Source organism: Idiomarina loihiensis, from assembly GCF_024584785.1.
Lineage (GTDB): Bacteria > Pseudomonadota > Gammaproteobacteria > Enterobacterales > Alteromonadaceae > Pseudidiomarina > Pseudidiomarina fusca.
On the sequence record NZ_CP074112.1, the window covers coordinates 2,796,251 to 2,810,421 of the forward strand.

Below are 14,171 nucleotides of genomic sequence, written 5' to 3' on the forward strand. Positions count from 1 at the left end.
TGATTACCGCGGACTTTGTTTGCGGTTATTCTGTGGTCGCCGTTGTTGGCTGCCACCCCGACGACCACCACGCGGTCGACGTTGACTGGTACGAGGGCTACGAAGATCCGTAAGTAGAGCCTCGGGAGCATACTTAGTCACTGGAATTGCATGGCCAATGTATTCTTCAATGGCTGGCAAATTATAGACGTATTCTTCGCAGGCTAAGTTAACCGCTTTACCACTAGCTCCAGCGCGTCCGGTTCGACCAATCCGATGCACATAATCTTCAAAGTCATCCGGGAGGTCGTAATTATAGACATGACTCACTTCAGGAATGTGCAAGCCACGCGCGGCAACATCCGTAGCTACTAAGAAATCAAGCTCACCCGAGGTAAATTGCTCGAGAATCTTCAAGCGCTTACGTTGTGGTACATCACCCGTCAGCAAACCCACGCGGTGACCATCAGCCTCCAACCATTGAAATACTTTTTCGCAGGTATGTTTGGTATTCGCAAAGATAATGGCTTTTTCGGGCCAATCTTCTTCAATCAGCGTAAGTAGTAGCTTTATTTTGTCTTGCTTAGACGGGTAGAAAAGCTCCTCGGTAATACGCGTACCGGTTTTTTGTAAAGGTTCTACTTCAACTTTAGTAGGTGAGTTCATATGCTCGTAAGCCAGTTCCTGAACCCGCTGCGATAGCGTGGCAGAAAACAACAAACTCTGACGCTGCTTAGGTGGTGGCATCTTCTGGAACATGTAGCGAATGTCTTTGATAAAGCCTAAATCGAACATGCGATCGGCTTCATCTAACACCACCACTTCAATTTTATCCAGTTGGTAGATGCCTTGTTTACAGTAATCTATTAATCTACCCGTGGTACCGATCAGAATATCAACGCCTTGTTCTAACTGCTGCCGTTGAGATTCATAACCCTCGCCCCCATAAATAATGCCAAGACGCATATCGCAATGTTTGGCAAGCAATTCAGCATCGTTAGCGATCTGAATGGCAAGCTCACGCGTAGGCGCCATAATGATGGCACGCGGATAACGTTGGTCACCAGTACGCGGTTTGTTTAACAGCGTGGTGAAAGTAGCGACTAAAAAGGCTAAAGTTTTACCTGTACCGGTTTGCGCCTGTCCTGCAACGTCTTTTCCGATTAGGGCAATCGGTAAGCTTAATGCTTGAATAGGTGTACAATGTTCAAACCCAGCGCTTTGTAGCGCGGCTAATACCTGCGGGTGCAGGTCGAGATCGGCGAAGCGTGTCTCTGTCAAATGTGTTTTACTCATGGCGTAAGCATATCAGTTTGCGCTAACATTCAAAAACAGAAATAATAGTGTTTTATTATTTCACGCGTATTCAGCAGCGGAGATTATCATGAGTGATAAAATTGTTCAGCTAAGTGATGAAAGTTTTGAGAGCGATGTTCTTAATTCAGACAAACCAGTTTTAGTAGATTTTTGGGCAGAGTGGTGTGGCCCATGCAAAATGATTGCACCTATTCTAGATGAGATTGCCAACGACTTTGGCGATCGCATCACTGTGGGTAAATTAAACGTTGACCACAACAATCAAACTCCGCCTAAGTACGGTATTCGTGGCATCCCAACCCTGTTGCTGTTCAAAAATGGTGAAGTGGCTGGCACTAAAGTGGGTGCCTTATCAAAAGCTCAGTTAGCTGAGTTTATTGAGCAAAATCTGTAATTGTTTGGCCCATTAAGGTTGTCTTAGATTGATCCAAGGCAACCTTGAGTGGGTCATTTCGCTATTTTTTTATTAAAATCGACGAAAAACTGGACGTTTTTCGATTTAGGTGTTACTTTTCTTCGCATAACTTTTCTCAGGGTGCCAGCCTTCAGGTATCCGAAGCAGTCGAAATCCCTAAATTAAACAACTCAATTTTTTATTGGCCACAAAAGTCATTACCCCCCTATGAACTTAACTGAATTAAAGAACAAACCAATCAGCGAGCTGGTGCAGCTCTCAGAAACTATGGGCCTAGAATCAATGGCTCGGATGCGCAAGCAAGATATTATTTTTGCTATTCTTAAAGCTCATGCCAAAAGCGGTGAAGATATTTACGGCGATGGCGTGCTTGAGATTTTGCAAGATGGCTTCGGCTTTTTGCGCTCGGCCGATTCTTCTTATCTAGCTGGCCCTGATGATATCTATGTGTCGCCCAGCCAGATCCGTCGTTTTAACTTACGCACGGGTGATACGGTGTCGGGTAAGATTCGCCCGCCCAAAGAAGGCGAACGTTATTTTGCTCTCCTCAAAATCCGTGAAGTAAACTTCGACAAACCTGAAAACTCCCGCAATAAAGTCCTTTTTGAAAACCTTACTCCGATTCATGCTGACGAACGTCTGCGGATGGAACGTGGAAATGGTTCAACGGAAGACATTACTGCACGGGTATTAGATTTAGCATCGCCTATAGGTAAAGGTCAGCGTGGCTTGATTGTTGCGCCACCGAAAGCTGGTAAAACCTTACTATTACAGAACATTGCGCAGTCAATAGCGGCCAATCATCCCGATTGTGTACTCATGGTATTGCTAATTGATGAGCGTCCAGAAGAAGTCACCGAGATGCATCGCTTGGTAAAAGGTGAAGTGGTTGCATCAACTTTTGATGAACCAGCTAGCCGCCACGTGCAAGTCGCTGAAATGGTGATTGAGAAAGCTAAGCGATTGGTAGAGCATAAAAAGGATGTGGTTATCCTGCTCGACTCCATTACTCGTTTGGCGCGTGCCTACAATACCGTGATTCCTAGCTCTGGTAAGGTGCTCACCGGTGGTGTGGACGCGAACGCGTTACATAAACCCAAGCGCTTTTTTGGTGCAGCCCGTAACATTGAAGAAGGTGGCAGCTTAACCATTATTGCTACCGCGTTGATAGATACCGGCTCGAAGATGGATGAAGTGATTTACGAAGAGTTTAAAGGTACCGGTAACATGGAACTTCATTTAAACCGAAAAATTGCTGAAAAACGAGTCTTCCCAGCGATCGATTTTAATCGTTCAGGTACCCGTCGCGAAGAGTTACTGACCAATCAAGAAGAGCTACAGAAGATGTGGATTCTACGCAAAATTGTACACCCAATGGGTGAAACAGAAGCGATGGAGTTCTTGATTGATAAGTTGCAAATGACCAAAACTAACGATGAATTCTTTGAAGCGATGAAACGCCAAAAGAGCTAAGTCGCTCGTCTTAGTTATTAGCAAAAAGCCAGCTTACCTTGCTGGCTTTTTTATTTTTTCAGAGCCAGCTCCGTAAGCAACGCAAAATGATCGGAACCAAACGCTGGTAAGCGCTTAATCTTCACCAGCATAAAGTGGGGACTATGAAAAATGTGGTCGAGCGGCCAGCGTAGCAACGGGATTTTGGCATGAAAGGTGTTATAAATACCGCGTCCCATCCGAGGGTCTAATAATTTGCTGATACGCATAAAAGTGCGGGTTGAGCGTGACCAAGCAACGTCATTGAGATCACCCGTAACTATCACCGGGCCGGTTTCATTTAAGGCGATGCGGGCCACCGCTTGCAATTCTTTGTCACGTTCGCGCGATTTTTCGTTTTCAGTAGGACTAGGAGGTGCGGGGTGTACACAGTGCATGCGTACCTGTGAATTGGGTAACTGCAAGGTAAAATGCATCGAGGGCACTTGTGGCTCTACCATAAAGCGCGTTTCAGCATCCACTAACGGCCATTTAGAATACACCAGCATGCCGTATAAATTATCTAACGGGCAGCGCTGCACGTAAGGCAAATGATCTTGTATTTCATCAAGTTGTTGCATCCACCAAGCATCCGTTTCTACCGCTACAACAATATCGGGACGGTGTTGATGAATTAATTTCAGGAGTTTAATGGCATTGCGATTGGGCTCGAGTACATTGACCGTGAGAATCCGTAAATGATCACTGATGCTCGGCTCATGCTTGCGTCGATATCTGGCAACGGTGCGTTCAGCAAAAGGAGTGTAGGGAAAAATCCACCACAAATGCCAAGCCCCACAAGCTAGTTGTAGCGCTACTAGCACCCAGGTACTGGGTTGGTGGGCAGGCAGAAAAGTTGCACTAGCGATTAATAAGAAGAGTGCGATGGCGGTTTCTTGTAAACGCGGAAAATCCCAGATTCTGACCCACCATACTTTACTACTAGAAAATGGCGCTAAGGTTGTTATCACGAGCACTAGCGTTAGTGCAGAAATGATCCAAAATGCGAGCATTTGATTATCCTTGGTAGAATTCCTTGGTAGAAAAACAGCTATCGCTGAAAACTATATCAAAAACATTTATACTGCGCGCCTAATTGCTTTTACAGCACCCATGCAAATAGTGAGTGTCACCGTGAAATATCAAGATTTACGTGGTTTTATAGCATTATTGGAACAACGAGGCGAACTGAAGCGTATTCAGCAGCCGATTGATCCCTACCTAGAAATGACAGAAATAGCTGACAGAACGCTCAAGGCGGGCGGTCCAGCATTGTTGTTTGAGAACGTGAAAGGCCACGATATTCCGGTGTTAGCTAATCTGTTTGGTACACCTGAACGGGTCGCACTAGGAATGGGGCAAGACTCAGTAGCAGCGTTACGGGATGTAGGCAAGTTATTGGCTTTTTTGAAAGAGCCAGAGCCGCCTAAGGGCTTTCGAGATGCGTTAAATCTGTTGCCGTTGTATAAGAAAGTGCTAAGCATGTCTCCTAAACAACTGAAAAAGGCACCGTGCCAAGAGTTGGTCTTAACGGGTGAGCAAGTGGATTTAACCAAGTTGCCGATACAGCATTGCTGGCCAGGCGACGTAGCTCCGCTCGTAACTTGGGGCTTGACGGTAACCAAAGGTCCTCACAAAGAACGACAAAACCTAGGTATTTATCGACAGCAGGTGCTGGGTAAAAACAAACTCATTATGCGCTGGTTGTCGCATCGCGGTGGTGCATTGGATTTTCAAGAGTTCAAACGTCGTCATCCGGGCGAAAACTTTCCAGTAGCTGTGGCGTTAGGAGCCGACCCTGCGACCATCCTTGGCGCCGTTACGCCGGTACCAGATACGCTCTCAGAGTACGCTTTTGCTGGCCTGTTGCGTGATGGCAAGACCGAAGTAACTCAGTGCGTTAGTAACACTCTGCAAGTACCAGCTCATGCCGAAATTATTCTAGAGGGCTATATTGCGCCTGACGAAATGGCTCCAGAAGGACCTTATGGCGATCACACCGGTTATTATAACGAGGTGGATGATTTCCCTGTCTTTACCGTGACGCATATCACCATGCGTAAGCAACCCATTTATCATAGTACTTATACCGGACGACCGCCTGATGAGCCGGCGGTGCTGGGGGTGGCGCTTAACGAAGTGTTTGTGCCGTTACTGCAGAAACAGTTTCCAGAAATTGTTGATTTTTATCTGCCACCAGAAGGCTGCTCGTACCGAGTGGCGGTGGTGACCATGAAGAAGCAATACGCCGGACACGCCAAACGAGTGATGATGGGGGTATGGAGTTTCTTACGCCAATTTATGTACACCAAGTTTGTCATTGTTTGTGATGACGACATCAATGCCCGTGATTGGAAAGATGTTATCTGGGCAATGACAACTCGGATGGATCCCGCACGCGATACGGTGTTGATAGAAAACACCCCGATTGATTATCTGGATTTTGCCTCACCAGTATCAGGGCTTGGCTCAAAAATGGGGATGGACGCAACTAATAAATGGCCAGGTGAAACCCAACGAGAATGGGGTACGCCAATTGTGATGGATGAGCAAGTCCGCGCCCGGGTAGACCAATTGTGGGATGAGCTGGATATCTTTAATACTCAGCCGTAAACACCTACAACATAGATATAGGAAAAATGTGATGCAAACCATGTTGTGCCAAGTAACGGCCATCGAAGCTTTGACTGCCGCTGTGTATCGCGTGCAACTGCAACCGCCGCAAGCGATGAAATTTAAAGCGGGGCAATATTTGCAAGTAGTGATGGGGGAGCGGGATAAACGGCCGTTCTCGATCGCCTCGTGCCCCTCAGATGGCAGTCTGTTAGAGTTACATATTGGTGCTACGCCAGAGAATAAGTACGCCTATGAGGTGCTTGAAAGCATGCGCAACAACGGCTGTATCGAGATTGAAGGACCGCTCGGCGACGCTTGGTACCGTGATGATACGCAAAGTACTCGACCGCTTATTTTGATTGCTGGAGGCACCGGGTTTTCTTACGCATGGTCTATTGCACAGGCACATTTACAGCGCAAATCAACTCGTCCAGTCACTTTGTATTGGGGCGTGCGTAGCAGCGCTGATCTTTATTTGCATGATCAATTGCAAGCGTTAGCCGAAGCCTATCCTCATTTTTATTACCGCCCTGTGGTGCAATACCCAGAGCCCACTTGGACGGGACTTACTGGCTTGGTTCACCAAGCCGTGCTAACCGACCAAAGTGATCTTGGCGAAGCCGATGTTTATGCTGCTGGGCGCTTTGAAATGGTAAGGATTATTCGCGACGAATTTCATGCCAATGGCTTACCACTGGTCCAACTTTACGGCGATGCTCTGGCCTTTATCTAAGCGTCTCTGTTATACTTTGTCCGCATTACCAAGGGGTGCCGGTCGTTCACGACGACTGGCTGAGATGCAACTTGCGAACCCTTTGCACCTGATCCGGTTAATACTGGCGTAGGGATGGTAGCTAACAACCTCCATTATAGACCTGCCAAGCCGGATTGTTTCTTATGTGTTTTAAGGAAATAATCCAATGTTTAACTCTGTTGTACCTGTTGTTTCGAGCCTGTTAGTAGGCTTTACCCTAGTCACTAGTCTTGCCCATGCCGCCACTGAGGCCACGCAGCCAACCTCCGCTGATGACGCTGCTATCGAGTTAGAGCGTATTCGCGTGCAAGGTCAATTTCGGCAGCTAACGGTCAATGAAACCCCTACCAGTGTCGCCACTATTAGCGCAAGCATGGTGGCTGAGCGCGGCGCTATGCATCTTGATGAAGTACTGCAAGGCGTTGCTAACGTTAATTTTGCAGGGGGGAGCTCGCGCGCACGATTTATTCAAATTCGTGGTATTGGTGAGCGTAGTCAGTTTGTTGACCCTATTAATCCTTCCGTTGGTTTACTTATTGATGGTATTAATTACAGTGGGTTAGGCCAAGCCGCACAATTGTTTGATATTAGCCAAGTTGAGATCTATCGTGGTCCCCAAAGTGGCCGCTTTGGTGCTGATGGCATGGCTGGCATGTTGGTGCTAGAAAGCACTCGAGCTAAAGCAGAACATGGTGGCGAGTGGTTACTCGGCATTGCAAACTACGGTGGTCGCCGCGCTGGCCTAGCGCTGGGTGGGGCGGTTGGTGCTTTGGGCGACGCGCGTTTAAGTATTTATCAACAGCGGGATGATGGTTTTACCGAAAACCTCTATTTGCAACGAGACGATACCCAACAGCGTTCCGAACGTGCAGTACGTTTGAATGTTTTTACCGAGTTAGGCAGTGATTGGAGTTTACGTTCTACCCTGCATAGCTATCGGCAAGATAATGGCTACGATGCCTTTAGCCTGGATAATACCCGGCAAAGTTATGCCGACCAACCTGGAGAAGATGATTTAACCCAGCAAGCAGTGCGCTTTGCCGCAACCTTTTCGGGTTGGCAATACAGCGAGTTGTTGCTGGCTTACAGTTATCTTAATGCTGATAGTAAGTACAGTTATGACGAAGATTGGAGCTATCCAGGGATTGCGCCGGGATGGGAATATGCCTCGGTAGATAGCTATCAACGGCAGCGCCAAGACCATAGTGTAGAAGTACGTTGGTTAAGTACACAGCCTCAAGTATGGCTGGGCTTACCAACAGATTGGGTGTTAGGGCTGTATGCCTATCAGCGTGATGAGGACATGCAACGAGATTTTATGAACTGGGATATTGACCAGCAAGATCGCTTTGTTAGTTCTTATCAAAGCCGGCACCTCGCCCTTTATGGTGAGCTGGTTCAGCAGTTAAGCGATCGCTGGCAACTCACTACCGGGCTGCGTTTAGAGCGTTATCGTAATCCTTATCAGGATAGTAATCAGGTGGCAGCTAAGCCGAGTGATTCTATGTGGGGCGGACGGCTGAGTTTAAGTTATCAAACCCCAGCGGGTGGCATGTGGTACAGCACCCTAGCGCGTGGCTATAAAACGGGTGGGGTGAATGGTGAGGCGCTGGGTAAGGTGAGTGGTCAGTTAGATACCGAGTTGGGCCAGTTCCTGCAGCAGCGGGCTACCTTTGCACCTGAGTTGCTCACCAGTTACGAGCTTGGTTACAAATATATCAACGATAGCGATACCCTGTTGTTTAATGCAGCTTTGTTTTACCAAGACCGTAATGACGTACAGCTTAAGAGTTGGATTAATCGACAACAGCAGTTTGTTGGTTACATTGAAAACGCTGCCAGTGGCAATAGCTATGGTGCGGAATTAGAGCTACGGTATCGCTTTACGGAGCAGTTACAGAGCTTTGCTGCATTGGGCTGGTTAGAAAGTGACATGCAAGGCTTTGTGACCGAAGATGGGGTTGACATGAGTGGTCGTGAATTGGCCTATGCACCAAATCATCAGGCCAATGTCGGCATCACTTGGCAGCCATTAGAGCAACTGTCGGTGACGCTGCAAACAGACTACAAAGATAGCTTCTATTATTCAGATTCGCATAATAGTCGTAGTGCTGCTGTACAACTTTGGCACGCCAGTGTGGATTGGCAGTTAGCAGACTGGCATTTGAGCCTGTGGGCGCGTAATCTCAGTGACCAAGACTATGGTATACGCGGCTTCTATTTTGGCAATGATCCAAGAATTGAATATGCGCCACAAACCTATGAGCAGTGGGGTGAGCCACGACGTGTGGGCTTCACCGCAAGCTATAGTTTTTAGGAGCAAGGGATGGAAATCCTGGCGATTATTCTAGCACTTCTGTATTTACTGTTGGCGGCTCGGCAGTCGGTATGGTGTTGGTTAGCTGGCGCCTTAAGTTGCGCCATCTATGCCTGGCTGATGTTTCATGTGCAGCTGTATTTAGAAAGTGCCTTACAAGCCATCTATGTGCTATTGGCAGGTTATGGTTGGTGGCAGTGGCGCTATGGCACGGCAAGTGATAGTGCTGCTACTCAAGTAGGGTATAGTTGGCGTTGGCATGTCATTGTTGGCGTGCTGCTGGCGCTGGTTGCGGCACTCTTGGCTTGGTTGATGCAAACCTACACACAAGCTGACCAAGTATGGCTAGACAGCTATACTACTGTCTATAGTTTGTTTGCCACTTGGCTTCTTACGCGCAAATTATTTTCAAATTGGGTGTATTGGCTGGTGATTGATAGCGCCTATATTTATTTATATGCCATTAAGGGATTTGAGCAAACCGCTGGGCTTTATGTGGTGTATTTAGTTTTGGTAGTTTATGCAATGTGGCAATGGCGGCAAGGACAACAACAAGCATGCAACAGCAGTGGTTAACTAACCTCCCTATTCATGGTGTTTTAGATACGCAACCCCTTCTCAAAGGGGTTGCTAACGACGTGTATAAAATTATCACGACCGAGCAGAGTTATGTGTTAAAGCATTTCCGCTACGATCATCCTTACGGTCTTAATCGCGACCAAGAAGTAGCGTTACAACAACAACTCGCCGAGCAACAACTCGCCCCCGCCGTTCTCTATTACGATACCATTCAGGGATTGCTACTACAGCCGTTTATTAGCGGCGATGATTTAGCTCACAGCACCTTGGCTATGAGCACCAAAATCCAGCGCTTAGCCGAGGTGAGTGCCAGAATTCATCGGGTGCAAGTTGATGTGCCGGTGTGGTCGTTGCGGTCGCGGTTACAAATCTATTGTGATGCCTTAGCTCGTTATGATGAAGAGCGCGCGCGCCAGTTTCGTAAACGTATTGGGCAGCAACGCAAGTTAATTGACTGCTTTGGTATGAACCCGGTTTTTTGTCACAACGACTTAGCTTTTCATCATGTTTTTACCCGTCCGCAGTTACAGGTGATCGATTGGGAATATGCGGGTATGGGTGAACGCTATTTTGATTTGGCGAATAGCATGTTGGCCAACGATTTTGATAACACTCAGCAACGAGCTTTTATTCATAGCTACGAAGGTGTTGCTGGTATTCATATTCACTCGCAACAATTAGCCGATTGGCTGCAGTTGGCTGAAACTGTCAGCCAATTATGGTATGAATTACATCATAACTTACAAGGCCATACTTAATTGGCCGCGCCGGTGTTAGGCCGCTAGGGCCGCTAACATCGTCAACCAAGGAGCCATTATGAGTAGTACCGAGCAGCAGTCGTTAACAAACAAACTCTATGGCTACCTAGCAGAAGATGAAGATGCGCGCGTGTGCAAAGATATCCCCGACGCCGCCTGTAATGACCAACCACAAGCCTTTTTAGCTCATTTATGGGCACTTACCCTAACTAAGTTGGGTGATTCTTTAGTAAGTGCTCGGCTGGTGCTGCCGTGGATGTTAACCGCCTTAGGTGCGCCTAGCTTTTTCATCAGTGCGCTGGTGCCGCTACGTGAGTCGTTGGCTCTTTTACCGCAATTAATTATTGCCCAGCAACTGCGGCAGACCCCTGTTAGAAAATGGTTTTGGGTAGCGGGTAGCCTTGGTCAAGCCGCGGCTTTGGTGGGTATGTTGGTGGCTGTCCTTACTACTCGGGGCGAGCTGCTTGGCTGGATCGTCATTATGTTACTTACGCTCTTTAGCATTGCCCGGGGCGTCTGTTCCGTTGCTATCAAAGATGTGCAAGGTAAAACCATTTCTAAAACCAAACGCGGTCGCCTAACAGGTTTGGCGGCTTCAATCGCTGGGCTGCTATCGCTGTTAACTGCGTTAGTGATTATTGGGGTGCCCCAGGTAGGTAGCGACAATCAAGCTAGTGAGTGGTTGTTTGCAGCGTTACTGGGTGCGGCTGCGCTCCTATGGCTGTGCGCTGCGCTGATTTATGCTGCGGTACCAGAGGTACCAGGTGCCACCGAAGGGGGCGGTAATGCTTTAGTTGAGGCACTGAAATCGTTACGTTTATTGTGGCAAGACCGTCAGTTTGGTCAGTTTGTAATAACCCGCGCGCTGCTGGTGGCTTCGGCCTTTGCCATCCCATATTTGGTGGTGATGATCCAAATGGCTGGCACCGAGCAAGGGGGTGATGGTTTGCAACTCACGAGTTTGGGCGGTTTGATGTTGGCGAGCGGGCTTGCTGGTTTACTTGCAGGTCGGTTTTGGGGGCGCTGGTCCGATCGCGCTAGCCAGCAGGTGATGTCAGTGGCCGCCTTATTAGCCACAGCGGTTATGGCAATAGCTTTGGCGGTCATGACTTTGGCTCCGGCTTGGTTAGCCCAGCCATGGGTAGGCGGTGGACTGATCTTTGCTGCAGCCGTAGCTCATCATGGGGCTCGCGTGGGCCGTAAAACTTATTTGGTGGATATGGCAACGCAGGATAATCGTGCCCAGTTTACTGCGGTGTCGAACACAGTTATTGGTGTGGTTTTATTGTTAGGCATGCTGTTAGGTGTAGTAGATAGCCTGTTAGGTATTGAAGCAGTGATGCTCACATTGATTGGTTTAGGCCTATTAGCGGCCGTGCGGGCTTGGCGGTTACCTAATGTGCAACAAGATTAATGACTAGCTGCCCTTCGCCGTTTTGGCTGTGGGCCAAAAGTGGCGGTGAGCCGAGCTGGTTGCTCGCCAGCAAGTACTCACCGCAGCTGTGTTCAGTTATTTGCCACGAATGATGCCGTAGAGGCCTACAATAACTGCAATAGCGCCGCCAATCAGATACCACATCGCGTTATCTGTGGTTTCTCCGGTTGCCATTTGGCTGAGCTCCGATGCCGCCGAGTTATAGGCTTCCCAGCCGAAATACAACAAAATAATACCAACCACTAGTAAGACAATGCCGATAAGCTTGTTCATAGTTTATTCCTTATGGTCTGTTTAATTATTGCTCTTGTTATTATCGTACAGCAGTTGTAAGCATAGCAGGTTTTTTTATAAAAAAAGCCCGACGCCAATAATTGGTGTCGGGCTTTTCTTTATTTTTCATTTAACTAGCTGCTAGTAAACAAATACTGTTAGCTCAAGTATGAGGTGAGCATCCAAGCAGTTTTCTCCTGCTCTTTGATGTAGTCACTCATCAATGAGGATGTACCTTCATCACCGGCTTCGCTAGCAAGCTCAAGGATTTCGCGTTGCAAGCGGATAGTGACTTTGTAGCTATCAAGAATTTCACGAACACAAGCCTTGCCATCATGAATATCTTTAGATTCTTGAATTTCGCTTGCTTCAATGTAAGTAGAATATGCGTGCAGCGGACGCTGGCCTAAGGTTAGAACACGCTCTGCAATTTCATCTACTTTCAGCAACAACTCGTTGTAGGTTTCTTCAAACTTAGCATGCAGTTCAAAGAACTCTTTACCTTTAATGTTCCAATGGAAGCCGCGCACATTCATGTAGAAAATCTGATAGTTGGCCAGTAGTTGATTTAACCGTTCAGCAAGCTGTTCAGAATGTTTTTGGTCTAAGCCAATCACGTTCAGCTGTTTCATCTATGACTCCTTGTTACGCTAAGAAAAAACTTTCTCTATCACTCTATCTATGACCGAGTATAGACCTTTTCAAGGGTAATAGAAACGGCTTAATTCTGCTGTAACTGCTCTAACTTGCCATCACGAATGTGCTGTTCACCTCGTTGTTTTGCCAGCTGAATTTGCTTTTCGCGTTCAGCAAATCGTTGCTTTTGCTCAGTACTGGTTTTGTCATGACAATGAGGACAGCTAACGCCTTTAACGTAATGCTCTGACTGCATTTCTTCAGCAGTAATCGGCATGCGGCAAGCGTAGCACTGATCATAGTTGCCTTGCTTCAAGCCATGGCTTACGGTCACGCGCTGATCAAACACAAAACAATCACCATGCCAGCTGGTTTCTTCTTCGGGTACTTCTTCTAAATACTTAAGAATGCCGCCCTTAAGATGGTATACCTCGTTAAAGCCAAGTGATTTTAAATAGGCTGTAGATTTTTCACAGCGAATGCCACCAGTGCAAAACATGGCAACCTTTTTATGTTGGCTTGGGTCGAGGTGCTCTTTCACATACTCAGGAAATTCACGGAAGCTCTCGGTTTTAGGGTTGATCGCACCCTCAAAAGTTCCGACGGCGTATTCGTAGTCGTTACGAGTATCAATGAGCAGTACTTCAGGGTCGCGGATGAGAGCGTTCCAATCTTTCGGATCTACGTAGGTGCCCACCACATTCTTCGGATCCACCCAGTCGATGCCCATGGTGACTATCTCTTTTTTAAGCTTCACTTTGGTACGGTAGAAAGCTTGGGTATCGCTGGGCGATTCTTTGTGTTCAAGATCGGCAAATACAGCTTGCTGGCGTAAAAAATCAAGGACCTTATCGATACCTGTGCGGGTACCGCAAATAGTACCGTTAATACCTTCGCGGGCTAACAGCAAAGTACCTTTAACGTCGTTGCTGATCATGGCTTGATAGAGGGGCTCGCGAAATTCAGCAAAATCGTTAAATTCCACAAACTTATAAAGTGCGGCGCAAATATACATAAGATTTCCTTTTATTGGCGATTCGGAACGTAAATCCGAGGTCAAAAAATGCGCGCATAGTCTAGCATAAAGTTAATCTTGAAGCAGCTGTTTCACACTATCCTCTAAATCACCCAAACCATGCTCATAGCCAATGCGTAAAGCCTGCTCAGCGCTAGCTTGTTGCAGCCAATAAGCGCGTAATGCCATCATCGCACCAACCCGATTGCCACTGGAACAATGCAGTAGGGTGGGTTGTGGCGTAGCTAAAAGCTGATCAAAGGCTTGTACCTTGGTTAGGGTTAAATCAGCAGCACCACGAATGGGTAAATGCTGATAATTTAATTGCAGTGCGGCGGCCCATTCGGGTTCAGGGTGATCAGCAACTTCGGCATCAGAGCGTAAATTAATGACTTGGCGCACACCTAGCTGCTGTAATGCAGCCAACTGTTGTTTGGTCGGCTGGCCACTGACATAGCGGTCGGGGCTTGGTTGCAACACATCAGCTAGCGGAGTTGGCGCTGGCGTCGCTGGCGTTGGTGCGCATGCACTGAGGACACTGGTGAAGATGACTGCTGCGGCAAGTAGGGTGATGATTTTCATGTTA

Annotated in this window: 14 protein-coding genes and 1 riboswitch; of the genes, 8 read left to right on the forward strand and 6 right to left on the reverse strand. The window is 47.5% G+C overall.

Going from position 1 to position 14,171, the window contains the following annotated elements; all coding sequences use genetic code 11:
• Nucleotides 1-3: 3 nt before the first annotated feature.
• A complete protein-coding gene (rhlB, locus tag KGF88_RS13390; RefSeq protein WP_153826895.1) occupies nt 4-1,275 on the reverse strand; it encodes an ATP-dependent RNA helicase RhlB in 1,272 nt (423 codons plus the stop codon).
• A gap of 88 nt (nt 1,276-1,363) precedes the next feature.
• Between rhlB and trxA the strand changes: the two genes are divergently transcribed.
• Together trxA and rho are read left to right on the forward strand one after the other, a co-directional pair.
• Nucleotides 1,364-1,690 carry a thioredoxin TrxA gene (gene trxA / locus KGF88_RS13395; RefSeq protein ID WP_110075513.1) on the forward strand — a complete coding sequence of 109 codons (327 nt, stop codon included), beginning with the start codon at nt 1,364-1,366 and terminating at the stop codon, nt 1,688-1,690.
• Nucleotides 1,691-1,918: 228 nt separating this feature from the next.
• On the forward strand, nt 1,919-3,184 hold the full coding sequence (gene rho / locus KGF88_RS13400; RefSeq protein WP_110075512.1) for a transcription termination factor Rho: 1,266 nt from the start codon (nt 1,919-1,921) through the stop codon (nt 3,182-3,184).
• Between the two features lie 50 nt (nt 3,185-3,234).
• On the opposite strand, the gene KGF88_RS13405 is transcribed toward rho, so the two are convergent.
• The gene (locus KGF88_RS13405) at nt 3,235-4,215 is read right to left on the reverse strand and encodes an endonuclease/exonuclease/phosphatase family protein (RefSeq protein ID WP_110075511.1); all 981 of its coding nucleotides are present in this window, start codon (nt 4,213-4,215) and stop codon (nt 3,235-3,237) included.
• A gap of 121 nt (nt 4,216-4,336) precedes the next feature.
• Here KGF88_RS13405 and ubiD point away from each other — a divergent pair, with 121 nt between their 5' ends.
• From ubiD to KGF88_RS13435, 6 genes are all read left to right on the forward strand, one after another.
• Nucleotides 4,337-5,815, forward strand: a complete 1,479-nt coding sequence (gene ubiD / locus KGF88_RS13410) for a 4-hydroxy-3-polyprenylbenzoate decarboxylase (protein ID WP_110075631.1) — start codon at nt 4,337-4,339, stop codon at nt 5,813-5,815.
• A 31-nt stretch (nt 5,816-5,846) separates the two neighbouring features.
• A complete protein-coding gene (gene fre, locus KGF88_RS13415) occupies nt 5,847-6,551 on the forward strand; it encodes an NAD(P)H-flavin reductase (RefSeq protein WP_110075510.1) in 705 nt (234 codons plus the stop codon).
• Nucleotides 6,552-6,572: 21 nt separating this feature from the next.
• Nucleotides 6,573-6,683, forward strand: a riboswitch (TPP riboswitch).
• Nucleotides 6,684-6,738: 55 nt separating this feature from the next.
• Entirely contained in the window at nt 6,739-8,889 is a 2,151-nt protein-coding gene (locus tag KGF88_RS13420) for a TonB-dependent receptor (protein ID WP_110075509.1), read from the forward strand.
• A gap of 9 nt (nt 8,890-8,898) precedes the next feature.
• Nucleotides 8,899-9,465, forward strand: coding sequence for a nicotinamide riboside transporter PnuC (pnuC, locus tag KGF88_RS13425; RefSeq protein ID WP_110075508.1), 567 nt, complete (start codon nt 8,899-8,901; stop codon nt 9,463-9,465).
• Entirely contained in the window at nt 9,447-10,226 is a 780-nt protein-coding gene (locus KGF88_RS13430; RefSeq protein ID WP_162014573.1) for a phosphotransferase, read from the forward strand. The genes pnuC and KGF88_RS13430 overlap by 19 nt, the downstream gene beginning before the upstream one ends.
• Nucleotides 10,227-10,284: 58 nt before the next feature.
• The gene (locus KGF88_RS13435; protein WP_153826892.1) at nt 10,285-11,640 is read left to right on the forward strand and encodes an MFS transporter; all 1,356 of its coding nucleotides are present in this window, start codon (nt 10,285-10,287) and stop codon (nt 11,638-11,640) included.
• Nucleotides 11,641-11,736: 96 nt separating this feature from the next.
• Here KGF88_RS13435 and KGF88_RS13440 read toward each other — a convergent pair whose 3' ends face one another.
• The 4 genes from KGF88_RS13440 to KGF88_RS13455 form a co-directional block, all read right to left on the reverse strand.
• Nucleotides 11,737-11,934 (reverse strand): DUF3185 family protein, encoded by a 198-nt coding sequence (locus KGF88_RS13440; protein WP_110075505.1) that lies wholly within the window; start codon nt 11,932-11,934, stop codon nt 11,737-11,739.
• 158 nt (nt 11,935-12,092) lie between these two features.
• Nucleotides 12,093-12,566 carry a Dps family protein gene (locus KGF88_RS13445; RefSeq protein ID WP_153826891.1) on the reverse strand — a complete coding sequence of 158 codons (474 nt, stop codon included), beginning with the start codon at nt 12,564-12,566 and terminating at the stop codon, nt 12,093-12,095.
• An 89-nt stretch (nt 12,567-12,655) separates the two neighbouring features.
• The gene (locus KGF88_RS13450; protein WP_153826890.1) at nt 12,656-13,585 is read right to left on the reverse strand and encodes a rhodanese-related sulfurtransferase; all 930 of its coding nucleotides are present in this window, start codon (nt 13,583-13,585) and stop codon (nt 12,656-12,658) included.
• Between the two features lie 72 nt (nt 13,586-13,657).
• Entirely contained in the window at nt 13,658-14,167 is a 510-nt protein-coding gene (locus KGF88_RS13455) for a tyrosine-protein phosphatase (RefSeq protein ID WP_153826889.1), read from the reverse strand.
• Between the last annotated feature and the right edge of the window lie 4 nt (nt 14,168-14,171).

Excerpts from the sequence above, each read along its gene's own strand:
- KGF88_RS13435 (WP_153826892.1), top strand. The coding sequence starts at position 10,285 with ATGAGTAGTACCGAGCAGCAGTCGTTAACAAACAAACTCTATGGCTAC.
- KGF88_RS13420 (WP_110075509.1), top strand. The coding sequence starts at position 6,739 with ATGTTTAACTCTGTTGTACCTGTTGTTTCGAGCCTGTTAGTAGGCTTT.
- trxA (WP_110075513.1), top strand. The coding sequence starts at position 1,364 with ATGAGTGATAAAATTGTTCAGCTAAGTGATGAAAGTTTTGAGAGCGAT.
- KGF88_RS13445 (WP_153826891.1), bottom strand. The coding sequence starts at position 12,566 with ATGAAACAGCTGAACGTGATTGGCTTAGACCAAAAACATTCTGAACAG.
- KGF88_RS13455 (WP_153826889.1), bottom strand. The coding sequence starts at position 14,167 with ATGAAAATCATCACCCTACTTGCCGCAGCAGTCATCTTCACCAGTGTC.
- KGF88_RS13430 (WP_162014573.1), top strand. The coding sequence starts at position 9,447 with ATGCAACAGCAGTGGTTAACTAACCTCCCTATTCATGGTGTTTTAGAT.
- rhlB (WP_153826895.1), bottom strand. The coding sequence starts at position 1,275 with ATGAGTAAAACACATTTGACAGAGACACGCTTCGCCGATCTCGACCTG.
- pnuC (WP_110075508.1), top strand. The coding sequence starts at position 8,899 with ATGGAAATCCTGGCGATTATTCTAGCACTTCTGTATTTACTGTTGGCG.
- KGF88_RS13440 (WP_110075505.1), bottom strand. The coding sequence starts at position 11,934 with ATGAACAAGCTTATCGGCATTGTCTTACTAGTGGTTGGTATTATTTTG.
- KGF88_RS13405 (WP_110075511.1), bottom strand. The coding sequence starts at position 4,215 with ATGCTCGCATTTTGGATCATTTCTGCACTAACGCTAGTGCTCGTGATA.
- fre (WP_110075510.1), top strand. The coding sequence starts at position 5,847 with ATGCAAACCATGTTGTGCCAAGTAACGGCCATCGAAGCTTTGACTGCC.
- KGF88_RS13450 (WP_153826890.1), bottom strand. The coding sequence starts at position 13,585 with ATGTATATTTGCGCCGCACTTTATAAGTTTGTGGAATTTAACGATTTT.
- rho (WP_110075512.1), top strand. The coding sequence starts at position 1,919 with ATGAACTTAACTGAATTAAAGAACAAACCAATCAGCGAGCTGGTGCAG.